The organism is Streptomyces sp. WMMB303 (assembly GCF_029351045.1).
GTDB lineage: Bacteria > Actinomycetota > Actinomycetes > Streptomycetales > Streptomycetaceae > Streptomyces.
Window position 1 is genome coordinate 49967 of sequence record NZ_JARKIN010000001.1, and the last position, 22427, is coordinate 72393.

Below are 22427 nucleotides of genomic sequence, written 5' to 3' on the forward strand. Positions count from 1 at the left end.
GTCACTCGGTGTAGTACAGCCCGAGGAATTCCTCCAGCGCCGCGTCGACGCCGGCCCGATCCCCGGTGGCGAGGAGGTCGAGCAGCAGGCCGCGCACCGTGGCGAGCCCCAGCCTGGCACGGCTCCGGGCCGTGGCGGGGTCCGCCCCGGCGGCTTCCTCGGCTGCCGCGAGCGGCTCCAGCCACTCCGCCACCAGCCCCTCCAGGAACGGGAGGGCTTCCGGCCGGCCCCGCAGGGCGTGTCCGCAGATCTCGAAGAAGAGCCGCTCCTGGCCGGCCAGTCGAGGGTCCGCCAACTGCTGCCACAGGCGCCGCGCGGCGTCGGCGGGCGAAAGGCCGGGCTCCAGGCGGAGCCTGGCCAGCAGTTCGCGCCGGCGCCGCTCCGAGGCTCGGACGATCTCGAGGAGCAACTGCTCCTTGGAGCCGAAATGGTGGATCAGCATACGGTGGCTGACTCCGATGGCGCCGCCGAGCCGGCGCAGGCTGAGATCCACGATGCCGTGTGCCGCGACGTGATCGAGGGCTGCGTCCACCATTCGGGCGCGCCGGTCCCGGTCCGTGCCGGGTGTCGACGGGCTCTCCGACCCGGTGTCGTCCGTATTCCCCACCGCAGGAGTGTACCAAGCGGTACATGCGCCATGTACCGTTCGGTACATGAAGCCCGTCACCGTGTCGATCGACGTACCGCAGACGCCCGAGCAGGTATACGAGTTCCTCGATGTCATGGCCCACCATGAGCGGTTCACCGACCACTACCTGACCGACTGGCGCCTCGGCGGCCCCCGCCGCGGCCCCGGGTCCCGGGCCACCGTCACCGCCGCGCTGGGCGGCACGACGACCGAGGTCGCCATCGAGGTCGTCGAGGCCGAGGCGCCACGGCACATCACCGAGCGCAATGTCAGCGCGGCCGGGCGACGTGTCGCCCGCGGCATCTACACCATCGAACCGCTGCCGTCCGGCGGAAGCCGGGTCTCCTTCTGCTACGCCTGGGAGCAGGCCCCGCTCCCCGACCGGCTGCTGGCTCCCCTCGTCCGGACCACCATGCGGAGGGCGAACCGCACGGCCCTCCGGCGCCTGTCCACGGAACTGGCTCGGCACACGCCGGGCGCCGGGACCTGAACGGGCGGCCCGCTCAGCTTCACCGCCCCGGGCCGGCCGACACGACCGGCGCCGGCCGTCCGGCACCTCACCGCCGGCGACGATGCCGTCCTGCTCGACGTGGCTGTCCGAGGCCGCCATGGCTCTGCCAGACTGCCCTCATGCCCCCAGCACCACACCCGGTCGCCGAGACCCTCTCCTACCTGGCCGGTGAGTGGAGCGTGCGCCGCCAGGTACTCGACCGCTCCGGCGGGGGGCGCGGCCGGTTCGACGGGCGCGCGGAATTCCGGGCCGGGACGGGCGGCGAGTGGCTGCATGTGGAGACGGGCGTCCTGGAGTGGGACGGGGTCCGGCGCGAAGCGGGGCGGACGCTGCGGCTGCTGCCGGGCGCCGCCGGTACCGCCGAGGTGGCCTTCGCGGACGGGCGGTTCTTCCACGCTCTCGATCTGCGCAGCGGGCGCTGGACGGCACGGCACCAGTGCGGAGCCGACCTGTACGAGGCCGACTTCACGGTGGTCTCCCCCGCCGAGTGGCGACTGTGCTGGCTCGTCCGCGGTCCGGCCAAAGACCAGTTGCTCGACTCCCGCTACCGCCGCCCCGCACACAGCTGACGCCGTCGGGCGCGGGGCCCGCCGCGCCGGTTGACGAACACCGTCAACCGATTCGGTCACCTGCCCTTCGGTCGGCGATGATGAGCCGGTGACGTTGAGGATCGACATCGACGGCCTGCCGTCCGAGCGCGTGCGGTTCGCCGCCTCGCCCCTGGCCGAGCTGACGGCGATGCTGCATGTACTGGCCGAACCCGGGCATCACCCCCGGCACGCCGACTGGGCCGCCGAGACCTGGGCGGGGATGCCGCCGCATCTGGCCGAGCGGTTGCGTGAGGCGGAGTGCCTCTGGCGCTCCTCGCAGGCCGACTTCCTGATCCCCGCCCGGCCCCGGCCCACCCTCGCCGAGGAGTTGGACGCCGTGGACCGGATCGACGACGAGACATATGTGACCGCAGCGCTCGTGACCACATGCGGCGGCAGCCGGCGCCACTTCGCCGCGCCGTCGCCTCTCGCCGACGCGACCACGCGCGAGCGGGCCTTGGGGCTGGCGCTGGCGCGCGGCGCCCGGCACGAGGCGTTCGCCGAACGGCTGCTGTCCGATCCGGCCGCTGTACGGTCCCGGGTGCGCCGCACTCTCGAGGACTGTGCCGAAGCCTTCTTCGACGCCGCCTGGTCGGACGTTGCGGTGCGGCTCGCCTCCGATCTGCGCCTGAAGAACGATTTGCTGCATCGGCACGGCACCGAGGCGGCACTCGCCTCGGTATCCGGCGCCGTCACCCTGGCGCCGGACGGCAGCTGCATCGTCGTGGACAAGCTGCAGGACAAGGCGACCACCGCCCGCGGCGCCGGGGTCACCTTCGTCCCCAGTGTCTTCGGCAGCCCGCACCTGGTGGTGGTGCACGCGACGGGCTGGCAGCCGGTGGTGCAGTATTCCGTGGCCGCCGATCCGGGCCCCGCGGAGACGGTCCCGCTGGAGACGGTGACACTCCGGCTGAAGGCGCTCGCCCATCCGGTACGGCTGCGGCTGCTGCGCACCCTGGCCCGGGGTCCGCACACCACCGGCGAACTGGCCCACAGCTGGGGCCTGTCGCTCCCGGAGACCTCCCGTCACCTGGCCGTGCTGCGCCGGGCGGGCCTGCTCACGACCGAGCGGCGGGGCCGCTATTCCCGGTACACCCTCAGTCTGCCCGACGTGACCGCGCTCGGCGACGATCTGCTGGCAGCCGTACTGCGCTGAGCCGTTCTCCGTCCCTCGCCGGCGCCGTGCAGACCGAGGCTGTGGACAGTGCAGGCGCTGCGTGAGGACGATCCGGCATACGTGGCGGACTACCTTCGTCCAGTTCGTCATCCCGACCGTCGTGGCGACGGCCCTGTACGTCTCCCGGCTGTCCGCCATGCCGCAGGCGCGCCGCGAAGCGTGATCCGCCGGTCCCGGCGGACGGCCGGCGCCGGACTCCGGGTCCCTCACGGGGGGCCGCTCTGCGCGGACGCCGCCTCTCCCGCGCGATCTCCGAGCTCCGTCACCTCCGGCTCCGAGAGCCGCAGGCCGACGGCGCCCAGATCCTCCTCCCACCATTCGGAGGTCGAGGTTCCGGGCAGCGGCACGGTCACCGGTGCGCGCCGCACCAGCCAGGCCAGGGCCACCTGGGCCGGGGAGGCCCCGTGCCGGGAGGCGATCCTGCCGAGCGCCGAGTCCGGGGCGGCTCGCAGCTCATTGGCCGGCGGGAACCAGGGGAGGAAGGCGATGCCGTCGTCCGCGCAGACGTCGAGGACGTCGTCGTGGTCGCGGGTCAGGAGGTCGTAGCGGTCCTGCACCGAGGCGATGTCGGTGACCAGCCGGGCCCGGGCGAGTTCGGCGACGCCGACGTTGCACAGGCCGATGGCGCGGATCTTCCCCGCGGCACGCAGTTCCACCAGCGCCCCGAGCGATTCCTCCAGCGGCACCGCGGGGTCCACCGCGTTGAGCTGGTAGAGGTCGATCGTCTCCCGTCGCAGTCTGCGCAGACTCCCCTCGCACGCCTGCCGCAAGTGCTCGGGGCGCCCGTCGGCGCGCCAGGTGTTGCCACCGAGCGCGATGCGGCCGCCCTTGGTGGAGACCACCACCTCGTCCGGACAGTCGACGAGCGCCTCGGCGATGAGTGTCTCGCTGATCTCGGGCCCGTAGCAGTCGGCCGTGTCGACGAGTTGGACGCCGGCTTCGACCGCGCGCCGCACGACCGCTGTGGCCGCGGCCGGATCAGGTGGGGGCCCGAATGTTCCGGGCCCGGTCAGCCACGCACCGCCGAACCCGATACGGCGCACCCTGAGGTCCGGCCCGATCTGCATGCTTCCAACAGCTGTCCAGTCCATTCCGCGGGGCCTCGCTCGTTCCGGGGGACGCTCCGCCGGGTGCCGCACTGAGCCTCGGCCCGGCCCTGCTCAGCGTGTAGTACGGCAGAAAGCGGAGCGCGTCCGGCGCACCGGAGGCGGGCAGAATCTCACCCACGCGCCCTCGCCCGCGCAGGCGATCCGTCTCCGAAGGGGCCGAATCCGTCGGCTTCCGGGGGGGGCGGGCCTCTTCGCGTCGCGGGGAGCCCGGCTGTCGAGGCGAGTCTCCGCTCCGGCGGAATTCCCGGTCACGGCATTAGACTCGGGCCATGGGCAGGATCGACCGGGCCGGCAGGGTGATCGGCGCACCGCGGGCGACCGTCTACGGAGCGCTTCTCGACCGGGAGGCTCTGGAGGCGTGGCTTCCCCCCGACGGCATGCGCGGGCGGATCGAGCGGTGGGACCCACGGCCCGGCGGCGGGTTCCGGATGACCCTCACCTACCTGGACCCGGCGGCCGGCCGGGGCAAGACGTCGGCAACGGAGGATGTCGTCGATGTCGGGTTCGCTGCCCTGGTGCCGTTCGAACGCGTGGTGCAGCAGGCGGTCTTCGAGGCCGATGATCCGTCGTTCGCGGGGACGATGACCATGACCTGGCAGTTGGCTGCCGCCGGTGCGGACCGGACGGAGGTCAGCGTCACCGCGACGGGCGTGCCGCCCGGTATCGACCCCGCGGTCCACGAAGCCGGGATCGCGTCCTCGCTGGCCAACCTGGCCTCGTATGTGGAGGACGACTGACGCAGCACGAGCGGGCCCGCGGCCTACTGCTCGTGCGCTCGGGTCTGCAGGCGCCAGGTGCTGCCCGCGCACGGCAGCGGCGGGAAGGTGTGTCCCGCCACGTCGGTGCTCCAATGGTGTCCCTGACCGCAGTCGCACGCGTAGATCCCGCTCACCGGGACCTGCTGTCCCGGTCTGAAGTGCTTGTCCTCGTCCATACGCCGGATACTGCGTCCTGGCGGCGCAGAACGCATCCCACCTCGCCGGTCCACCGGCGCTCTCCCCCGTTCGCCGCGCCCGGCGGACAGCCGGAAGCGGGACATCGCTGATCATGATGCATGGGCTCCGTCCCGCTGGGAAACCGGAGCGGTCGACAGCAGACGACGAGCGAGCAGAGGAGCCCCCCATGCGCGACGACGAGTTCCTGGCACAGGTGCGCGACCGCGGCGGCTACGCGGACCAGGACGAGGCCAGGGAGGCCACGGAGGCCGTACTGGCCGTACTGGCTCAGCGGATCGAGGCCGACGAGGCCCAGGACCTGGCCGACCAGATGCCCACCCCTCTGGACCTCCCCCTCCGCGGCAGCGGCGCCGACGCGGACACGAGCGGGGAGGCGTTCGGCCTCGACGAGTTCTACCGGCGCATCGCGGACCGGGCCCAGACGCACACGGACACGGCCAAGCAGCACGCCGCGGCCGTTCTCTCCACGTTGCCGGAGGCGGTTTCCGCCGGTCAGATCCGGCACATCCGCACGCAGGTGCCCGACGAGTTCGGGCCGCTCTTCGACCATCGGGCGTGACGGCCTCCGGCCGGTGCGCCGATCCGGGCTGTGTCGCCACGCCCCGGGCGCCCGGGTGATGCCCTTCCGGGTGCTGTCCGGGGTTCGGCTTCAGTCCCTGGTGCCGCCCTCCCGGCGGCGCCGGGCGTGGGCGTGCACCTTGGCCCGGTTGCCGCAGGAGGACATGCTGCACCAGCGGCGGCGTCCGCGGGGGTTGAGGAACAGCCAGCCGCAGTCGTGCCCTGGACAGGCGTCGATTCCGGGCCGGCCGGGACCGGTCAGCAAAGCCGCCGCGGAGCGGGCGGCGGCCAGCAGCGGCAGTGCGAGGCCCACCCGGTCGGAGAGCTCCCATCGGGCCAGGGAGGCGTCGCCGCGCGCCGCGGCACCGGTGGCTGTCGCCGGAACGAGGGAGCAGGCGGCCGCGGCCCGTTCGGCGTGGGCGGCGACGGTGGCGAAGGCGGCCCGGTCGGCGCGGTCGAGCAGGACCGCGTAGAGCGCTGTACGCAGCTCGTGGGCCTCTTCGAGGACCTCCGCGGCCTGCTCGGCGGCGGCCCCGCCGGATTCCGCACCGCACCGCAGCCCCGCGCACGTCTCCTGGGTGAGCAGTCCCGCATGCTGCGCCCAGACCGCGAGGTGCGGATAGTCCGGCAGCCACTCCCGGCGGGGGTGGGGCGGTGCGCCCCACCCCGCCCAGGTGTTGCAGAAGTCCAGGGCGGGGTGTCCCCCGACCCGTCTCGGCATGCGGTAGCCCGCGACCTCTTCCCAGTGCACGGCGCCACCGTACTTGACCCCCGACCGAACTAACCGCTTAATTGAAATCGACCGGTTAGTCTCTGGAGGGGGTCCTCGTGCGTCCACGTCTCGCTGTGCTTGCCGTGCCCGTCGTCGTCTGCGCGGCGCTCGGAGCGACCGCTCCCGCGTCCGCGCGCGCTCCCCTGCCCTCGGCCACGGCCGCCGATCTGCCCGGCCCCGTGGAGAAGTACTTCGATCTCTCCGGCTTCGACCCCGAGCCGTGGCGGCCCTTCCGCTCGGGGGACGCCACACTGCCCGGCGGCACCTACTGCTCCTTCGACCTGCACCTCCACCCCGTCGAGGACGAGGAGATGGTCCGCGTCGACTCGCGGTACCCCGACGGCTCCGTCCACATCAACGAGTACAAGGGCAGGCTCGTCGTGGACTTCACCAACACCGAGACGGGGGCCACCGTCCGGCGCGACCTGTCCGGGCAGGGGGCGGACGAGCTGCGGCCCGACGGCACCAGCAAGACCTTCGGCGGAGTCGGGCCGTTCGGGGTGGGCTTCAAGCCCACCGACGCCTACCCGGCCGGGTACTACGTCGTGGACGGCATCCACGTGACGACACGGGAGACCAGCGGCCGCCGGCACATGCCCGTGGCCATCGGTCCCGAGGAGAACATCTGCCGAACCCTGGGCTGACCCCGGCACCCTTCGGCCGCCCGCCTGGCGCCGGGCCGCACGGGATATGTCACCGCTGTTCCAGCACGGGGGTCCCTGTCGGCCGGCATCGCGAGGCGGCACACTCAAGGCATGAACGCGCACACGCTCGCCCTGTACGGCTGCGCGGCCGCTGTGGTCGTACCCGGCACGCGCTTGATCACGGCCCGGCCGGAGGGACGGCCGGCCGGGCCCGGCCGACTGCTCGCGGCCCTGTGGCGACGGCCGGTGCCGCGGGCCGCCGCCGTACTGATGGGCGTGATGGTGGCGATGGCCGTGGTGCAGAGCACCGCCCCGGATGTCATACCGCACCTGGAGCGTGCTCCCGACGGACCGTGGTGGCGGGCGGCGACAGCGCTGCTGGTGCAGACATCGGGTTGGTCGCAACTGACCTTCAACCTGGCAGCGCTCGCCGTCGTCGCACCGGCGGCCGAGCGCAGCCTGGGGACGGTGCGGACACCGGTGGTCTTCCTGCTGTCCGGCGTCGCGGCCCACGTGGTGAGCATGGCGGGCTGGAGCGTGCGCGGCGGGGGTGACTCGGTCGGCATCTGCGGCCTGGTCGGCGCGCTCGCGGTGGTCTACGCGCTCGACGGCCGGCAGCGGCCGCTGCGGTACCTGTCGGTGCTCGTGCCGACTGCCGGTGCGGTGCTGTGCCTGCTGGAGAACAACCACGGCATCGGCGTGCTGACCGGCGTACTGTCGGGGGCCGTGGCCGCACGCGGAGGCAGAGACGACGGCAGGGCGGACGACGGCAAAGACAGCAGCAGGGATGGCAGCGGGCCGACCGCGGTGGTGGGTTCGTGACGCCCACACCGCCGTGATCCGGGCCGCTGCCGCGCGCTCGCCTGCCGGACGCCGGCCTCCCGCCGACGGCAGCCGACGCAGTCACCGGCTCCGGGCCCGCCCGTCGCGAAGGTACGGCGCCTGCCCGAACCGGCGGGGGCCACGGGGGCTGTTCGGGCCGGGCTGCGCGGCACCGGATCCCCGCGAGTGCGAATGCCGGTCCGGCCCGGCCCACGCCTCAGCCATCTGCCGCCGGTGGGGCAACCGCGACCACTCTCCCGGTGGGCGCGGCCTCCGGCCTGCGCCGGAACACCTCCGCCACCGCGGTGTTCACCACGACGACGACCGCCATGGCCACCGCCGCGACCGGATGCCCCACTCCGTACAGGGCGGCAGCTCCGCCCCCGAGCACCAGCGCCTTCACCGCGAGCACGGCGGGCAGCCGCGGACGCAGTCGTGCCCTCGGCGCGGCGAACAAGGCCCACAGCACAACCGCCGTCAGGGGTGCGCCGATCCCCAGCAGAAATCGAAGGACCGCAGGGCCGCCGACGGTGAAACCCCACCAGCTCAGGCACGCCAGGGCGGCGAGTTCGAGGAGGAACGCCAGCACTTCGTTGGCGGTGTACCAGCCCCGACCGTCGAGCACGCCTCCGGACCCACGGGATATCGGGGAGTCGGTCGGTCCCGGCATGGAGTCCTCCCGGTGGGGCCGGACTACCGGCGCGCGGAGACGTGGCGTGGGACGCACGGAGGCACCGGCGTGCCGGGGGTCCGCGCGCGATCGCGGTCAGCGTACTGCACTGCGGCCTGCCCGGTGTGTCCCCCGCACGGTCGCACCGCCGGAGCCTGGTCGCCCCGCGGAGCGGCCGCTATCCGCGTTCGTCCGGGAGTTCGCTCCGGCGGAGCCGGGCGCGAGCGGTGACCGCGTTGCTAACCATCACGAGCGCGAGCAGGAGCTGGAAAACGACGTAGAGAACGGATTGGCCCGCCACCGCACCACCGATGCCCAGCAGGACTCCGACGACTGCCAGTACCGGGCAGGCCCGGACGAAGAACTTGTCGAGGGAACGGAGCCACGGCCGGCTCTCCAGAGGCATCACTGGTCTCTTCTCCATGGCAACCGAGTACCCCGGGCCGCCTTCTTCAACATCCCCCTTACAGGGGGGAGTACAGCACTTGGGAAGGCTGCGCGTCCGGCCTCGCGCCCGACCGCCCGGAACCGGCCGCGCAGGGTGACGGGGGCGACGGTGCGGCGCGTCGCCCCCGTGCGGCGCGCGGGATCTGCCCGGCCCCCGCTCCCCCGTGCTAGGAAGAACGCATGCCCGCACACGAGCGATACGACGCCGTCATCGTCGGCGGCGGCCACAATGGTCTGGTCGCCGCCGCCTACCTGGCCCGGGCGGGCCGCAGCGTGCTGGTGCTGGAGCGGCTGGACACCACCGGTGGGGCCGCCGTCTCCTCGCGCCCCTTCGCCGGGTTGGAGGCCCGCCTGTCCCGCTACTCGTACCTGGTGAGCCTGCTCCCCCGGAAGATCGTCCGGGACCTGGGGCTGGAGCTGACGCTCCGGAAGCGGGCGGTCTCCTCGTACACCCCGGTCCGGCGGAAGGGCCGTTTCACCGGCCTGCTCGTGGACGACCGCGCCGACGCGACGAGGCAGTCGTTCGAACGGCTCACCGGAGGCACCACCGAGTACCGCGCGTGGGAGGACTTCTACGGTATGACCCGGCGCGTTGCCGAGCGCGTCTTCCCCACTCTGACCGAGCCGCTGCCGGCCCGGGAGGAGCTGCGCCGTCGGGTGGACGACGACACCGCCTGGCGCGCGCTGTTCGAGGAGCCGCTCGGTGCCGCCGTCGAGGCGTACTTCGGCGACGACCTGGTGCGGGGCGTCGTCCTCACCGACGCGCTCATCGGCACCTTCGCGGAAGCCCACGACCCGTCCTTGAAACAGAACCGGTGCTTCCTCTACCACGTGATCGGGAACTGTACCGGCGACTGGGACGTCCCCGTCGGCGGCATGGGGCGGGTCACGGACGCGCTGGCCGCGGCAGCCCGGTCGGCGGGCGCGGAGCTGGCCACCGGCCACCAGGTGACCGGCATCGAGACCGACGGCGGCCGGCAGGCCGAGGTCGCGTACCGGACAGCCGAGGGGTACGGCACCGTCGCAGCCGGTCACGTCCTGGTGGGCGCCGCACCCCGCGAGCTGGCCGCGCTGCTGGGCGAGGAGCCGCCGGCAGCTGCCGAAGGCGCCCAGCTCAAGGTCAACATGCTGCTCAAGCGGCTTCCGAAGCTCCGCGACCCCACCGTCGACCCGCGGCAGGCTTTCGCCGGGACGTTCCACAGCGCCGAGGGCTACGAGCAGTTGGCCACCGCGTATGCCGAAGCCGCCGGGGGCCGGCTGCCCTCCGCGCCGCCGTCCGAGATCTACTGCCACTCCCTCACGGACCCCACCATCCTGGGGCCGGAGCTGGCCGAACGCGGCTACCACACCCTCACGCTCTTCGGGCTGCACACCCCGGCCCGCCTCTTCGCCTCCGACAACGACGCGGTACGCGAGCGGCTGCTGGCCTCGACTCTGGCCCAGCTCGACGGCCACCTGGCCGAGCCGCTCGCCGACTGCCTGGCCGAGGACGCCGACGGCCGGCCCTGCATCGAGGCGAAGACACCGCTCGACCTGGAACGCGACCTGGGGCTCCCCGGCGGCAACATCTTCCACCGGGACCTCGCCTTCCCGCACGCGCAGGAGGGCACCGGCCGCTGGGGAGTGGAGACCGGGCACGCAAATGTCCTGCTCTGCGGTGCGGGCGCCGTGCGCGGCGGCGGTGTCAGCGGCATTCCGGGCCATAACGCCGCCATGGCCGTACTGGGGTACTGACCGGCGGGATCCGCGCCCGGCGGACCGGCGTGTGCTTCGGCTCCGCGTCACGCCGGGCGGTGTACCGGCAGTGGCCCCGCGCCCTGAAGGCCGCGGGGCCCTGCCGGCTCACCGTCACTGGCCGACTCTGCCGTCGACGCGCTCACGCAGGAGGTCGGCGTGTCCGCAGTGCCGCGCGTACTCCTCGATCCGGTGCACGAGCAGCTCGCGGATCGCGACACCGTCCTCGCCCACCCGCTCACCCAGGTCCGGGTGGGCGGCCAGCGCCGCGTCCGTCCCGGCCTGCTCGCGCTCCAGGTCGCGGTACGCGGCGTCGACGACGGCCTGCTCGGGCACGGCACCGTCGAAGTCGGCGTCCCCTTTGCCGTACAGCTTCGGCAGCGGGTCGCCGTGGCCGAGCCAGTTGCGCCAGTCGCGTTCCACCTCGGCGAGGTGCCGCACCAGCCCGAGGAGCGACATCGTGGACGGCGGCACCGACCGGCGGGCCAGCTGCTCCGCGTCCAGTCCCTCGCACTTCATCAGCAGGGTCATGCGGTAACCCGTCAGACAGTCCCGCAGCGCCCCGAGTTCCCCGTCGGGAGCCGGTCCGTCATCGCGTGGATCGTCCTCGGGGTCGACCCACATGTCCGGATAGACAGTCGCCTTGCTCCAGCGTGCGCCTGTGTCACTCATGCGGGACATGGTCGTGTGTGCGGTCCGAACCCGCCACCGGGTTTCCGCCGCTGGAGGACGCCAGAACGGCAGTCGCTCCCACGACGCCCCCTCCCGGGCGCGCGCGGGCTCCGGATCAGTAGGCGATGCGGTCGGCCTTGCCGATCCAGGCGTCGAACGGCTGGGTGCGGTGGGGCAGATCGAGGTGCTCCACGGCCATCGGCCACGACTCCTGCGGCCGCTTCTCGAACAGGTCGTAGAACTTGCGGTCGTCGAAGCCCGCCACGGCGGCGTCGTGGCGGTCGGCGGAGAAGATGAGCCGGTCGACGCGCGCCCACAGTGCGGAGGAGAGGCACATCGGGCAGGGCTCGCAGGACGTGACCAGGGTGCAGCCGTCCAGGCTGAAGGTGTCGAGTTCCTTGCAGGCGGCACGGATGGCGCTGACCTCCGCGTGCGCGGTGGGGTCGAGGCTGGAGGTGACCTGGTTGTTGCCGAGGGCCACGATGTCACCGTCCTTGGCTATCAGGGCGCCGAAGGGGCCGCCGCCGTTGTGGACGCTGGTGGTGGCGAGCTGTACGGCCCGCTCCATCCAGGCGTGCTCGAGCTCGCGGTTGCCGGTCTCTGCGATGTGGGTGGTCATGGGTGTTCCTTCGGGTGTGGGTGGGCGGGTGGGGTGCCCCGGGGTCGGGGGCGGACGGCCGGGAAGTGCGGCGGCCCGGGCGGTGCGGAGGCGGGACGTGGGGGCGCCGGCGGGGCCGGGCCGGTTCAGGACGACGTGCGGACGGCGGGAATTCCGCTCTGCCGCGTCCGGCTCGAAACCACGCGGGATACACGTACCGGCGCTGTTCCCGCGCCGCCTTTTCCCTCTTTCGCATGCCGGGAACAACGGGAAGGGGAATCGGAGAATCACGGAACGGATCGGGGTGTCGGCTCGCTTTCCGAGCACGCCGTCCTCGGGCCGTACCAGCCGGTCCTCTTCTCCGGAACGGCGAAAAGCAGCGGAGTCACGGTGGTGACCGAAAGCAATACCCATGCCGGAGAGCACACTGGCTTCTGCACGCCATACAAGAAATCCCTCGCTCCGTCGCGTCTGCTGCAAGAATTAGACAGCCCGCCGGTCAAGATCGGCCAGGGAGCGAAGGACCAAACAATGGGCGGAGTCGGCCCGGTGATTCGTAGGGTCCTACAAGAGGCGGTCGCATGCTGTGACACCGCGGTTGCTTCCGGCAGCCGACGGTACGGGAGCCGCGCCCGCACCGTCACGCACGGCCGGGACGGCTGCGCCGCGGCAGTCCGCGGGGTCGGGACGGGCCTCCCACGGGCGCGCGGGGCGGGCCGCCGCGAGGGCCCCGGCTCCGGCGGTTCGTACGAGCACGCGCCTCGGGCCGGGGCCGCCCTGTCGGGTCCGGGGAGGGTCAGCTCTCCTGGGTCTCGAAGGTGCGCAGCACGTCGGCCGCGACGCTCACGGCGATGGTCGCGGGAGTCTTGCCGGTGAGGTCGGCCAGCCCGATCGGGGTCTTGATCCGGTCGATGGCCGCATCGTCGTGGCCGCCTTCGGTGGCCAGGCGCTTGCGGAAGCGCGTCCACTTGGCCGCCGACCCGATCAGCCCGACGGGGCCCAGATGACTCGTGCGCAGCGCCGCGTCGCACAGCGCGGCGTCCTCGGCGTGATCATGAGTCATGATCAGGACATGGGTGCCGGGCGGCAGTTCCGCCAGCACCTCCTCCGGCAGCAGCGGCGTGTGGTGCACCCGCACCTGCGCCACCGCGTCGGACAGCACGGCCAGCCGCTCCTCGGCGAGGATCTCGGCGCGGCTGTCGACCAGATGCAGGTCCAGGTCCTGACGCGCCAGGACACGGGCCAGTTCCAGCCCTACGTGCCCGACGCCGAAGATCGCCACGGCCCGAACCACAGGGAGTGGTTCGAGCAGCACCGAGACCGTGCCGCCGCAACACTGCACGCCGTGCTCGTTGGTCACCTTGTCGTTCAGTGCGAATTCCATCAGCTCCGGCTCCGACTCGGACGCGGCGATCAGCTCCCGGGCCCGGTCGATCGCGACGGCTTCCACGTTGCCGCCACCGATCGATCCCCACGTCCCGCTCCGCCCCACGACGAGCTTGGCGCCGGCGTCGCGCGGCGCATGGCCGCGCGCGGCCGCTACGGTCACCAGCACGCCGGCCTCCCGGCGTGCCCGCAACCGCGCGACCGCGGCGATCCACGTCATGTCAGGCACCGCTCAACGCTTCCGCGCCGGTCCGCGCCGGTTCGGCTGCTGCGGCGGGCAGCTCGCCGTGCAGGGTGGCAGTGCCCCGGCGGGCTTCCTCGATCGCCCAGTAGACCGCCTCCGGCGTCGCGGGGGAGGCCAGTTCGACGCTGACCCCGCTGGGCCCGAACGCGGCAGCGGCCTGCCGCAGGGCTTCCCGGACCGAGAACGCCAGCATCAGCGGAGGCTCCCCCACCGCCTTGGACCCGTAGACGGCGCCCTCCTCGGTGGCGTTCTCCAGCAGCCTGACGTTGAACTCCTCTGGCATCTCCGAGAAGCTCGGCAGCTTGTAGGTGCTCGCCGCCTGAGTCAGCAGCCGGCCGCGGTTCGGCCCGTCACTCGCGTCCCAGCGCAGGTCCTCGAGGGTCAGCCAGCCCGCGCCCTGCACGAATCCGCCCTCGACCTGGCCGATGTCGATCAGCGGCGAGAGGCTGTCGCCGACATCGTGCACGATGTCCACCCGTCGTACGCGGTACGCGCCGGTGAAGCCGTCGACCTCCACCTCGGTGGCGGCCGCGCCGATGGCGAAGTACTTGAACGGCGAGCCCCGGAACGACTTGGCGTCCCAGTGCAGCCCCTCGGTCCGGTAGAAACCGGACGCCGACAGCTGGACCCGCTGGAAGTAGGCGGTACGCACCAGATCGTCCCAGGCCAGCTCCGTGTCGCTGCCCAGGGCGCGTGCGACGCCCTCGACGATACGCACGTCCGAGGCGTTGGCGCCGAGCTGGGAGGCGGCCACCTGCAACAGCCGCTCGCGGAGTTGTTCACAGGCGTTCTTGACCGCGCCGCCGTTCAGATCGGCGCCGGAACTCGCGGCGGTGGCCGAGGTGTTGGGCACCTTGTCGGTCCGCGTGGGGGCCAGCCGCACCTTGTGCAGCGGGATGCCCAGCGTGGTGGCGGCCACCTGCAGCATCTTGGTGTGCAGGCCCTGGCCCATCTCGGTGCCGCCGTGGTTGATCAGGACGGAGCCGTCCTTGTAGACCAGCACCAGCGCGCCGCCCTGGTTGAAGGCGGTGAGGTTGAACGAGATGCCGAACTTGACGCCGGTGACCGCGAGGGCCCGCTTGGTGTGCGGGTGTGCGGCGTTGAAGGCCGCGATCTCGCGCCTGCGGTCGGCGATGCCGGCGTCGTCCTGCACCTGCCGCCAGACGGTGGAGATCCGTTCGGGTTGGGTGACCGGCTGTCCGTACGGCGTCGTCTGGCCCTGGCCCGGCTGGTAGAAGTTGCGCTCCCGCAGCTCCATGGGGTCCAGGCCGAGCAGCGGTGCGCACCGGCCGAGGATGTCCTCCATCACCAGCATGCCCTGCGGTCCGCCGAAGCCGCGGAATGCCGTGTTGGAGACGGTGTGGGTCTTGGCGATGCGGCCGGCGACCCGGGCGTTGGGGATCCAGCAGGTGTTGTCGATATGGCACAGCGCACGGGCCAGCACCGGCTCCGACAGGTCCAGGCTCCAGCCGCCGTCCGCGGTCAGAGTGGCGTCCAGAGCCTGGATGCGGCCCTCCGCGTCGAAGCCGATCTTCCATCGGGCGTGGAAACCGTGCCGCTTGCCGGACATGGTCAGGTCCTGAGTCCGGTTGAAGCGGAACCTCACCGGCCGGCCGGTCAGCTTGGCACCGAGCGCGGCGACGGCCGCGAACCCGTGCGGCTGCATCTCCTTGCCGCCGAAGCCGCCGCCCATCCGTAGGCACTGCACCGTCACCTCATGGCTGGCCACACCCAGCACGTGCGCGACGATCTCCTGGGTCTCCGAGGGGTGCTGGGTGCTGCTCTGGACGAACACCTGCCCGTTCTCGTCGATCTGGGCCAGGGCCGCGTGCGTCTCCAGGTAGAAGTGTTCCTGGCCGGCGAACTGGAACTCGCCGCTGAACACGTGCGCCGAGTCGGCGAAGCCCGCCTCGATGTCGCCCTGCACCATGACGGGCCGGGCGCCGTGGTAGCTGTCGGCCGCGATCGCGTCCTGCAGCGTGATCAGGGAGGGCTGTTCGTCGAGTTCGACCTCCACCGCGGCCGCGCCGAGCCGGGCCGCCTCCAGCGTCTCGCCCAGCACCCAGGCGACGGCGTGACCGTGGAACATGACCTCGTCGGGGAACAGCGGCTCGTCGTGCTTCATCCCGGCGTCGTTGACACCCGGCACATCGGCGCCGGTCAGCACCCGGACCACCCCCGGCACCTCGAGCGCGGGCCCGGTGCGCAGCGCCGTCACCCTGCCGTGAGCCTTCATGACCTGGACCGGGTAGGCGTGCAGTACGTCTTTGGTGCGGTGCACCAGGTCGTCGGTGTAGAGCGCGGCGCCGGTGACGTGCAGACCGGCGGCCTCGTGCGGCAGGGGGACGCCGACGACGGGCTTCTCGGGACGCTCGGACAGCTGGCTCATGACGGCACCGCCTCGGTGGTTTGCGCGTACAGCTTCAGCAGGCTCTGACCGAGCATCGCCGAGCGGTAGTCGGCGCTGGCCCGGTGGTCGTTCATCGGCGTGCCCTGGGCCCGCAGGACCCCGGCCGCGGCCTCGACGGTCCCGGCCGTCCACGGCTCGCCCTCCAGGGCCGCTTCGACAGCGAGGGCGCGGACCGGGGTGGCGGCCACGCCGCCCAGGCCGATGCGCGCCTTGCGGACGATTCCGTCCTCCACGTCGAGCGCGAAGGCGACCGCCACACTGGAGATGTCGTCGAAGCGCCGCTTGGCGATCTTGTGGAAGCCCACGAGCGGCGAGAGCGGGAGCGGGAGGCGCACGGCGCGGATCAGTTCGCCGGGACGGCGGACGCTCTGCCGGTAGCCGGTGAAGTAGTCCGCCAGCGGCACCACGCGCTCGCCGTCGGCATCCGCGAGCACCAGCGACGCCTCCAGCGCGAGCAGTACGGGCGGGCTGTCCCCGATGGGCGATCCCGTGCCCAGGTTGCCGCCGAGTGTGGCGCCGTTGCGGATGAGCCGGGAGGCGAACTGCGGGAACAGTTCCGCCAGCAGCGGCACCGCGCCGTCCAGCCGGCGTTCGATCTCGGTGAGCGTCAGGGCCGCCCCGATCTCGACGGTGTCGGATCCGACACGCAGCTCCCGCAGTTCCGGAAGCCGGTCGACGGCGACGACGCAGTCGGCGCGGCGGGAGCGGATGTTGACCTCGACGCCCCAGTCGGTGGAGCCGGCGACCACCACCGCGTCGGGCCGCTCGCGCAGCAGCCGCAGGGTTTCGGCCAGGGTGCTCTTGCGCAGCAGCACCGCGTCGCCCTGGGCGTACTCGGTGGCGACCGGCGCGGGCGCCGGCTGCTCGCGCCGCTGCGCCAGCGGGTCCTCGGCGGTGGGCGTTCCGACGGCGAACGCCGCATCGCGGATCGGGCGGTATCCGGTGCAGCGGCACAGGTTGCCGCTCAGCGCGTGCAGGTCGAAGCCGTTCGGACCGTGCTCGGCGTCGGCCGCGCCCTGCCCGGCGTCGCCGTGCTCGGCCGGTTCGGCGTGCGCGCAGCGGTCCGGCCGGTAGTACTCGGCGGCCATGCTGCAGACGAATCCCGGTGTGCAGTAGCCGCATTGGGAGCCGCCACGAACCGCCATCTCCTCCTGCACCGGGTGCAGGGCAGGCGGCGTGCCGGGCTCCCCGGCAGTGGCGAGGCCTTCCGAGGTGACGATCTCCTGACCGTCGAGCGAGGCTGCCGGAACCAGGCAGGCGTTGACCGCCACCCAGTCGGTGGGCTTGTCCACCCCGGTCCGGGCCACCAGGACGGAGCAGGCGCCGCATTCGCCCTCGGCGCAGCCCTCCTTGGTGCCGGTGAGGCCGCGCTCGCGGAGGAAATCCAGCACCGTGGCGTGGGGGGATGCCGGTGCGATGGGGGTTTCTTTCCCGTTGACCGTGATCCGTGCCGCTACCATGCCGTGCCTCCGTTCCGGGCCGGGGCAGGTCGGTTCATCTTGTTCGCCAATTTCAGGCAGCTTTCTGTGTTCGGATACGCAGCAAAGAGGAGCGAGCGCATGACGGCACGCGTCGGCGGCGCGCCGGAAAATGGTGGAGAAGAATGCGAAATCGTGCCACGAGGGGCACGTCGGAACGGCGTTTGTCAGCAGCCGTGCGCGACCCGGCCCGGCACCCAGACAGTGCGGCGGGCGAGGCGGCTCAGATCGGAGTAGATACGCATCTTCGGGCCGCCTCCTTTCGGTGTCATGAATCCACTTCGAGCGTAAATTAGTGGCTGCGCCCACCGGGGTCAAGAGGTGGCGGAGCCGCCGTCGTCCTCCGGTGCCCCGGCGCCGCGGTGGCTCCCGGACGGTCCGGCGCCGCAGCCGGAGCGGGACACGCATGGGTCGGTCTCCCGGTGCACGCTGCGGATGGCACCGGTTCGAACTCCCGGATATCGGTGTCCCGTCGCGGTGCCGGTACGTTTCACCGCGCGATGTGCGGCCGGCGCCGGGACAGGGCACGCTACGCAGGTGCCCACACTGCCCGATCAGTTCGACCCCGACCGTTTCGCCGGCCACATGATCGTCTGCGGCGACGACGCGCTGGCGCATCGCCTGGCTACCGAACTCCGCGACGTCTACCGAGCCCGCGTCACGCTCGTCCTCCCCGGCAGCGCGTCGCCTGCCGGGGGTCCACGCCGGTCCGCTCCCCGCCAGGGCCGGGCAGCCGCGCTGCTGGGACGCGTCTCCGCTGCCGTCACCGGCGGACCGCCCGCGCCCGGGGCGGATCCGCACCGGCTGGAGGCCGACGCGCTCACCGGAGAGGTACTGGAGTCGGCAGGTGTGGCCGGGGCCGCCGCGCTGGCCCTCGTCCACGACGACGACGAGACGAACATCCACGCCGCCCTGGCGGCCCGCAGGCTCAATCCGGGACTGCGGCTGGTGATCCGGCTCTACAACCGCAGGCTCGGCCAGCACCTGGAGCAGCTCCTCGACCAGGCCGCCCTGGTGGCCCTGCCGGACCTGGACCCCGCCACCGCCGACGCGTCCACCACCGTGCTCTCCGACGCCGACACCGCCGCTCCGGCGCTGGCGGCCACGGCGATCGCGGGCACCAGCAAGATCGTCCACGCCGACGGGCTGCTGCTGCGGGCGGCGGAGCGCACTCCTTCCGGCCGCGGGACCGCCGACCCGGGTCTGTGCACGCTCGCTCTGCTCTCGGCGACGGTCAGCGATCCGGGAGGCGAGGAGGGCTCGGACAGCAGCGGGACGGCCGGTCCCCAGCTGCTCCCCGACCCGCAGGCGGTCTCGGCCGCCACCGGTCGCGGCACCATCGTCCTCGAAGCCGTGGCCCGGAACCGGCCCGCACCACCGTCCGGACGGCCCGCCGGCCGGGGCCGGCCGCTCTCGGAGTTCTTCTCCCGCCGGCTGCGCTGGTCCGTCGCCGTCACCGGCCTGGCCGTGTGCGCCCTGGCTCTCGCCTCCTGGCTGATCAGCGGCGGCCACCTGCTCCACGCCGCCTACGTCACACTGCTCGATCTGTTCGCCATCAACGATCCCGCGCTCGACGAGAGCGCGGGGCGACAGGTGCTGCAGCTTCTGACCGGGCTCGTGGGCCTGGCGCTGCTGCCGCTCCTGGTGGCTGGCGCGCTGGAGGCGCTGGGGGCGTTCCGCAGTGCCTCCGCCCTGCGCCGCCCGCCGCGCGGACTCTCCGGTCATGTCGTGCTGCTCGGGCTCGGCAAGGTCGGTACCCGGGTGCTGGCCCAGTTGCGCGATCTCGACATCCCCGTCGTCTGTGTGGAGGAGAGCCTGGAGGCGCGCGGAGTGGCCCTGGCCCGGCGCCTGCGGGTACCGACCGTGATCGGCGATGTCACCCAGGAGGGCGTCCTGGAGGCCGCCAAGACCCATCGGGCCCGCTCACTGCTCGCTCTGACCAGCTCCGACACCACCAACCTGGAGGCCGCTCTGTACGCCCGTACGGTCAAGGCGGACCTGCGGGTCGCGCTGCGGCTGTACGACGACGACTTCGCGGCCGCCGTGTTCCGGACCCTGCGTACCACGCACCCCCACGCGCTGACCCGCAGCCGCAGCGTCTCGCATCTGGCCGCTCCCGCTTTCGCCGGTGCGATGATGGGGCGTCAGATCCTCGGTGCGATACCGGTGGAGCGCAGGGTGCTGGTCTTCGCGGCGCTGACGGTCGCCGGCCACCCGCAGCTGGAGGGCCGTACCGTCGAGGCGGCCTTCCGGCCCGGAGCCTGGCGGGTCCTCGCCCTGGACACCACGGAACCGGCCGAGCGGCGCCCCGACCTCGGCGTCCCACGTCCGGCCGACGGGGAACAGCGCCCGACCGGCCTGGTCTGGGACCTCCGGCCGGACTACGTCCTGCGGCCCGAGGACCGGGTCGTGCTGGCGGCGACCCGGCAGGGCCTGGCCGAACTCCAGCCGCAGCCGCCGACCGCCGTGCACTGAGCTGCCCGGAGCCCGGTGAGCCGTGCAGGCCACGTCCCGGCCCCCGTGGCGGGGCTGGCAGGATACGGGCCGGATCCGAACGGAAGGCACCTCTCATGGCGATCATCCATCACACCACGCTGAGCCCGACCAAGCTGGAGCTGCTCACCCGGTGGCTCCCCTCCCGGCCGTGGTATCGCGCGGGTGGGGAGCAGCCCGCTCTCACCAAGGCCGGGGGCTTCCGGCTGGAGGACCCCTCGGGCGCGGTGGGCATCGAGTTCATGGCGGTCACGGACAGCGCGGCGGGCGAACCGGTCACCTATCAGACGCCGATGACCTACCGAGCCGCGCCGCTCGCCGGTGCGCAGGCGCAGGACGCGCTCATCGGCACGCTGGAGCACGGCGTGCTGGGCAAACGCTGGGTCTACGACGCCACTTGTGATCCGGTGGCGGTGGCGCAGCTGTACGCGCTGCTCACCGGGCGGGCCGAGGCCCAGGCCCAGAGCGAGAGCGACACCCCGGACCGCACGGTGGGCGTGCGTGCGGCCACCGACGTGCCCCTCGAGGACGCCGGCACGGGAGCGGTGCACCACGGAACGCGCTCCACCGATGTCACTCTCGTCCTCCCCGTCGAGGGCCTGCTGTGGCTCCGGTTCCTGCGCGTTCCGCGGGCGCACGACGTGCCGGAGACGAACGATTCCGCCGCTCACGTCACCGTCGGGTGGACGGCGCCCGACGGCGAGCCGCGGCGCGGCCTGTGGTGCGCGTTGATGGACTCCCGCGAGTGACCCGCTGCCCCCGTCGATGACGCCGCCCCTCAGCAGCCGAGAGGGAATGAGCCCGAGGCCTCTGGGGGCCTGCCCCCTCGGCCCGGCTGCGGGACCGGCCCGGCGCCCTCGTACACACCGCCGCGTTCCGGGGCGCCCGGCGGGAGACCTTCCTCGCACCCGTCACCGGCCCGGTCCGCTGTCGGCGCCTCCGGAGCCGTCGACGTCCTCTCCCGGCTCCCGCACCGCTCCCCCGCGACCTTGCACACCCCGGATGGGGTCGTCACTCCCCGTGCGCATTGCCGCGCTCCGACGTGGCGCCGGCCGATGCTGCGGCCGTGAAGATTCTCTCTCCTGGCGCTCGGACCCGTCCCGGACCGCCGGACTCCACGTAGCCTCTCCGGTCGGGCCAGGATGCGGGGCCGTCTCCCCGCAGTCCGCCGGTGACAGTCCGTACCCGGGCATCGCACCTCGCCGCTGAGGACACGCACGGAAGCCCGTACCCGGCCCGGACGTCCCACGCCCCCGGACAGCAGGCCGTCGGCACGGACGCGCCCACCTCACCGAACACGCCAGATCTCGACCCGGACCACGCACCGAACGGGAAGAACCGCATGAGGAAGAGCGGAAAATCGACTGCGCTGCCCCCGGCACGCCCCACCCCGGCCTCCGCCGGCACCGCGGGAGGCCGGGCGCCGCGCGCCGTGTACGAGCCGGACCGCACCGGCGAGCGGCGCCGCGCGGGTCGGACCCTCAGCCTGGTGGCGGCTGTCCTGGTCTGCGGAACGGCCGCCGGAGCGCCTGCCGCGGCGGACAGCGCAGGCGCGTCCGTCGCAGCCGACAGCACCGCGAAGACCACGGCCCGCGCGCAGGTGGGCAGCTCCCACGTGGTGTGCAGATCGCACGACCGTGCTCTGGCGCACAAGCTCTCCGGAGCAGTCGCCGCCGCTCTGCGCCCGCGCCACAGCACGACGGCGGTCGCGCTGTACGACCGCTCGTCCGGCACCTCGTGTGCATTCCGCGCGAGCGCCACATACGACTCGGCGAGCGTCGTGAAGGCCACCTTGCTCGGTGCGCTGCTGCGACGTGCCGAGGAAGAGCACCGCACGCTCACCCGGCAGGAGAAGCAGCGCGCCACTGCCATGATCACCACTTCGGACAACGAGGCCACAAGCGCGCTGTGGAGCCAGGTCGGGCGCGGTGGCGTGCAGCACTTCCTGGACCTGGCCGGTATGCGGGAGACCGAGCCGGGCCCGCAGGGCAGCTGGGGACTCACCCAGGTCACGGCCCGGGACGAGGTGAGTCTGCTCGAGTTGCTCACCTCGGACAACCGTGTACTGGATGCCGGATCCCGTGCGTACGCGCTCGGCCTCATGAGCGAGGTCGTTCCCGGCCAGCGTTGGGGTGCCCCCGCCGGTGCGCCGAAGGACGCCAGAGTGCAGGTGAAGAACGGGTGGCTGCCGCGTGCCGCCCACGGTTGGCGCGTCAACAGTGTCGGCGCCTTCACCGACGGCGGCCACGACTACGGAATCGCCGTGCTGTCCCAGGACAACAGGACGATGGCCTACGGCGTCGACACCGTCGAGGCCGCGTCCCGCGCGATCCACCGGCGGCTGGCCCGCTGAGGTCCCCCTGCCGCAGGCCCGGCAGTCGAGCCCGCCAGGAGCTGTTCCGTGTCTGTTCGCCGGGAGATCTCCTGACGACGGCCTCCGAGGAGCTCCGCGGTCATCAATTCCGTACCGAGGGGCTGAACGCCCGTACAAGAGTCCCGATGACCGTCAGCACTGCACCACCCTGTCG

The 22427-nt window shown here is 72.7% G+C and carries 23 protein-coding genes; 12 read left to right on the forward strand and 11 right to left on the reverse strand.

Annotated elements, in window-relative coordinates; genetic code table 11:
* Position 1 precedes the first annotated feature (1 nt).
* Positions 2-607, reverse strand: coding sequence for a TetR/AcrR family transcriptional regulator (locus tag P2424_RS00260; RefSeq protein WP_276473774.1), 606 nt, complete (start codon positions 605-607; stop codon positions 2-4).
* A 46-nt stretch (positions 608-653) separates the two neighbouring features.
* On the opposite strand from P2424_RS00260, the gene P2424_RS00265 reads away from it, so the two are divergent.
* The 4 genes from P2424_RS00265 (at position 654) to P2424_RS00280 (ending at position 3069) form a co-directional block, all read left to right on the forward strand.
* Entirely contained in the window at positions 654-1118 is a 465-nt protein-coding gene (locus P2424_RS00265) for an SRPBCC family protein (protein WP_276473775.1), read from the forward strand.
* Positions 1119-1258: 140 nt separating this feature from the next.
* Positions 1259-1708 carry a DUF6314 family protein gene (locus P2424_RS00270; RefSeq protein ID WP_276473776.1) on the forward strand — a complete coding sequence of 150 codons (450 nt, stop codon included), beginning with the start codon at positions 1259-1261 and terminating at the stop codon, positions 1706-1708.
* Positions 1709-1796: 88 nt separating this feature from the next.
* Entirely contained in the window at positions 1797-2885 is a 1089-nt protein-coding gene (locus tag P2424_RS00275; RefSeq protein ID WP_276473777.1) for a DUF5937 family protein, read from the forward strand.
* 61 nt (positions 2886-2946) lie between these two features.
* Entirely contained in the window at positions 2947-3069 is a 123-nt protein-coding gene (locus tag P2424_RS00280) for a hypothetical protein (protein ID WP_276473778.1), read from the forward strand.
* 43 nt (positions 3070-3112) lie between these two features.
* Here P2424_RS00280 and P2424_RS00285 read toward each other — a convergent pair whose 3' ends face one another.
* Positions 3113-3973 (reverse strand): aldo/keto reductase, encoded by an 861-nt coding sequence (locus tag P2424_RS00285; protein ID WP_276473779.1) that lies wholly within the window; start codon positions 3971-3973, stop codon positions 3113-3115.
* A gap of 311 nt (positions 3974-4284) precedes the next feature.
* On the opposite strand from P2424_RS00285, the gene P2424_RS00290 reads away from it, so the two are divergent.
* Positions 4285-4752 (forward strand): SRPBCC family protein, encoded by a 468-nt coding sequence (locus P2424_RS00290; RefSeq protein WP_276473780.1) that lies wholly within the window; start codon positions 4285-4287, stop codon positions 4750-4752.
* Positions 4753-4775: 23 nt separating this feature from the next.
* Here the strand turns inward: P2424_RS00290 and P2424_RS00295 are convergent, their stop codons facing one another.
* Positions 4776-4949, reverse strand: coding sequence for a hypothetical protein (locus P2424_RS00295; RefSeq protein WP_276473781.1), 174 nt, complete (start codon positions 4947-4949; stop codon positions 4776-4778).
* A gap of 188 nt (positions 4950-5137) precedes the next feature.
* On the opposite strand from P2424_RS00295, the gene P2424_RS00300 reads away from it, so the two are divergent.
* Positions 5138-5530, forward strand: coding sequence for a DUF2267 domain-containing protein (locus P2424_RS00300; protein WP_276473782.1), 393 nt, complete (start codon positions 5138-5140; stop codon positions 5528-5530).
* Positions 5531-5620: 90 nt separating this feature from the next.
* On the opposite strand, the gene P2424_RS00305 is transcribed toward P2424_RS00300, so the two are convergent.
* Positions 5621-6280, reverse strand: a complete 660-nt coding sequence (locus tag P2424_RS00305; protein ID WP_276473783.1) for a CGNR zinc finger domain-containing protein — start codon at positions 6278-6280, stop codon at positions 5621-5623.
* Between the two features lie 77 nt (positions 6281-6357).
* On the opposite strand from P2424_RS00305, the gene P2424_RS00310 reads away from it, so the two are divergent.
* Both P2424_RS00310 and P2424_RS00315 read left to right on the forward strand, forming a co-directional pair.
* Positions 6358-6945, forward strand: a complete 588-nt coding sequence (locus P2424_RS00310) for a hypothetical protein (RefSeq protein ID WP_276473784.1) — start codon at positions 6358-6360, stop codon at positions 6943-6945.
* Positions 6946-7056: 111 nt separating this feature from the next.
* A complete protein-coding gene (locus P2424_RS00315) occupies positions 7057-7767 on the forward strand; it encodes a rhomboid family intramembrane serine protease (protein WP_276473785.1) in 711 nt (236 codons plus the stop codon).
* A 217-nt stretch (positions 7768-7984) separates the two neighbouring features.
* On the opposite strand, the gene P2424_RS00320 is transcribed toward P2424_RS00315, so the two are convergent.
* Positions 7985-8437, reverse strand: a complete 453-nt coding sequence (locus tag P2424_RS00320; protein ID WP_276473786.1) for a YrdB family protein — start codon at positions 8435-8437, stop codon at positions 7985-7987.
* A 178-nt stretch (positions 8438-8615) separates the two neighbouring features.
* Positions 8616-8861: a hypothetical protein gene (locus tag P2424_RS00325; protein WP_276473787.1), complete on the reverse strand. Its 246-nt coding sequence runs from the start codon at positions 8859-8861 to the stop codon at positions 8616-8618.
* Between the two features lie 203 nt (positions 8862-9064).
* Between P2424_RS00325 and P2424_RS00330 the strand changes: the two genes are divergently transcribed.
* Positions 9065-10618: an NAD(P)/FAD-dependent oxidoreductase gene (locus P2424_RS00330; protein ID WP_276473788.1), complete on the forward strand. Its 1554-nt coding sequence runs from the start codon at positions 9065-9067 to the stop codon at positions 10616-10618.
* 114 nt (positions 10619-10732) lie between these two features.
* Here P2424_RS00330 and P2424_RS00335 read toward each other — a convergent pair whose 3' ends face one another.
* From P2424_RS00335 to P2424_RS00355, 5 genes are all read right to left on the reverse strand, one after another.
* Positions 10733-11290: a DinB family protein gene (locus P2424_RS00335; RefSeq protein WP_276473789.1), complete on the reverse strand. Its 558-nt coding sequence runs from the start codon at positions 11288-11290 to the stop codon at positions 10733-10735.
* A gap of 115 nt (positions 11291-11405) precedes the next feature.
* Positions 11406-11909, reverse strand: coding sequence for a nucleoside deaminase (locus P2424_RS00340; protein ID WP_276473790.1), 504 nt, complete (start codon positions 11907-11909; stop codon positions 11406-11408).
* A 775-nt stretch (positions 11910-12684) separates the two neighbouring features.
* Positions 12685-13494: a xanthine dehydrogenase accessory protein XdhC gene (xdhC, locus tag P2424_RS00345; protein WP_276478769.1), complete on the reverse strand. Its 810-nt coding sequence runs from the start codon at positions 13492-13494 to the stop codon at positions 12685-12687.
* 1 nt (position 13495) lies between these two features.
* Positions 13496-15907: a xanthine dehydrogenase molybdopterin binding subunit gene (xdhB, locus tag P2424_RS00350; RefSeq protein ID WP_276473791.1), complete on the reverse strand. Its 2412-nt coding sequence runs from the start codon at positions 15905-15907 to the stop codon at positions 13496-13498.
* Positions 15904-17388 (reverse strand): FAD binding domain-containing protein, encoded by a 1485-nt coding sequence (locus tag P2424_RS00355; protein ID WP_276473792.1) that lies wholly within the window; start codon positions 17386-17388, stop codon positions 15904-15906. The genes xdhB and P2424_RS00355 overlap by 4 nt, the downstream gene beginning before the upstream one ends.
* Before the next feature lie 603 nt (positions 17389-17991).
* Here P2424_RS00355 and P2424_RS00360 point away from each other — a divergent pair.
* The 3 genes from P2424_RS00360 to P2424_RS00370 all read left to right on the forward strand — a co-directional run bounded on the left by P2424_RS00360 (position 17992) and on the right by P2424_RS00370 (position 22252).
* Positions 17992-19881 carry an NAD(P)-binding protein gene (locus tag P2424_RS00360; protein WP_276478770.1) on the forward strand — a complete coding sequence of 630 codons (1890 nt, stop codon included), beginning with the start codon at positions 17992-17994 and terminating at the stop codon, positions 19879-19881.
* Between the two features lie 95 nt (positions 19882-19976).
* The gene (locus tag P2424_RS00365) at positions 19977-20648 is read left to right on the forward strand and encodes a 1,4-alpha-glucan branching protein (RefSeq protein ID WP_276473793.1); all 672 of its coding nucleotides are present in this window, start codon (positions 19977-19979) and stop codon (positions 20646-20648) included.
* A 593-nt stretch (positions 20649-21241) separates the two neighbouring features.
* Entirely contained in the window at positions 21242-22252 is a 1011-nt protein-coding gene (locus P2424_RS00370) for a serine hydrolase (protein ID WP_346660056.1), read from the forward strand.
* Positions 22253-22427: the final 175 nt, after the last annotated feature.

Coding starts and splice junctions, on each gene's coding strand:
- P2424_RS00340 (WP_276473790.1), bottom strand. CDS start 11,909: ATGACCACCCACATCGCAGAGACCGGCAACCGCGAGCTCGAGCACGCC.
- P2424_RS00320 (WP_276473786.1), bottom strand. CDS start 8,437: ATGCCGGGACCGACCGACTCCCCGATATCCCGTGGGTCCGGAGGCGTG.
- P2424_RS00290 (WP_276473780.1), top strand. CDS start 4,285: ATGGGCAGGATCGACCGGGCCGGCAGGGTGATCGGCGCACCGCGGGCG.
- P2424_RS00360 (WP_276478770.1), top strand. CDS start 17,992: ATGATCGTCTGCGGCGACGACGCGCTGGCGCATCGCCTGGCTACCGAA.
- P2424_RS00300 (WP_276473782.1), top strand. CDS start 5,138: ATGCGCGACGACGAGTTCCTGGCACAGGTGCGCGACCGCGGCGGCTAC.
- P2424_RS00355 (WP_276473792.1), bottom strand. CDS start 17,388: ATGGTAGCGGCACGGATCACGGTCAACGGGAAAGAAACCCCCATCGCA.
- P2424_RS00285 (WP_276473779.1), bottom strand. CDS start 3,973: ATGCAGATCGGGCCGGACCTCAGGGTGCGCCGTATCGGGTTCGGCGGT.
- xdhC (WP_276478769.1), bottom strand. CDS start 13,494: ATGACGTGGATCGCCGCGGTCGCGCGGTTGCGGGCACGCCGGGAGGCC.
- P2424_RS00325 (WP_276473787.1), bottom strand. CDS start 8,861: ATGGAGAAGAGACCAGTGATGCCTCTGGAGAGCCGGCCGTGGCTCCGT.
- P2424_RS00265 (WP_276473775.1), top strand. CDS start 654: ATGAAGCCCGTCACCGTGTCGATCGACGTACCGCAGACGCCCGAGCAG.
- P2424_RS00295 (WP_276473781.1), bottom strand. CDS start 4,949: ATGGACGAGGACAAGCACTTCAGACCGGGACAGCAGGTCCCGGTGAGC.
- P2424_RS00365 (WP_276473793.1), top strand. CDS start 19,977: ATGGCGATCATCCATCACACCACGCTGAGCCCGACCAAGCTGGAGCTG.
- P2424_RS00330 (WP_276473788.1), top strand. CDS start 9,065: ATGCCCGCACACGAGCGATACGACGCCGTCATCGTCGGCGGCGGCCAC.
- P2424_RS00335 (WP_276473789.1), bottom strand. CDS start 11,290: ATGAGTGACACAGGCGCACGCTGGAGCAAGGCGACTGTCTATCCGGAC.
- P2424_RS00270 (WP_276473776.1), top strand. CDS start 1,259: ATGCCCCCAGCACCACACCCGGTCGCCGAGACCCTCTCCTACCTGGCC.
- P2424_RS00370 (WP_346660056.1), top strand. CDS start 21,242: ATGAGGAAGAGCGGAAAATCGACTGCGCTGCCCCCGGCACGCCCCACC.
- P2424_RS00315 (WP_276473785.1), top strand. CDS start 7,057: ATGAACGCGCACACGCTCGCCCTGTACGGCTGCGCGGCCGCTGTGGTC.
- xdhB (WP_276473791.1), bottom strand. CDS start 15,907: ATGAGCCAGCTGTCCGAGCGTCCCGAGAAGCCCGTCGTCGGCGTCCCC.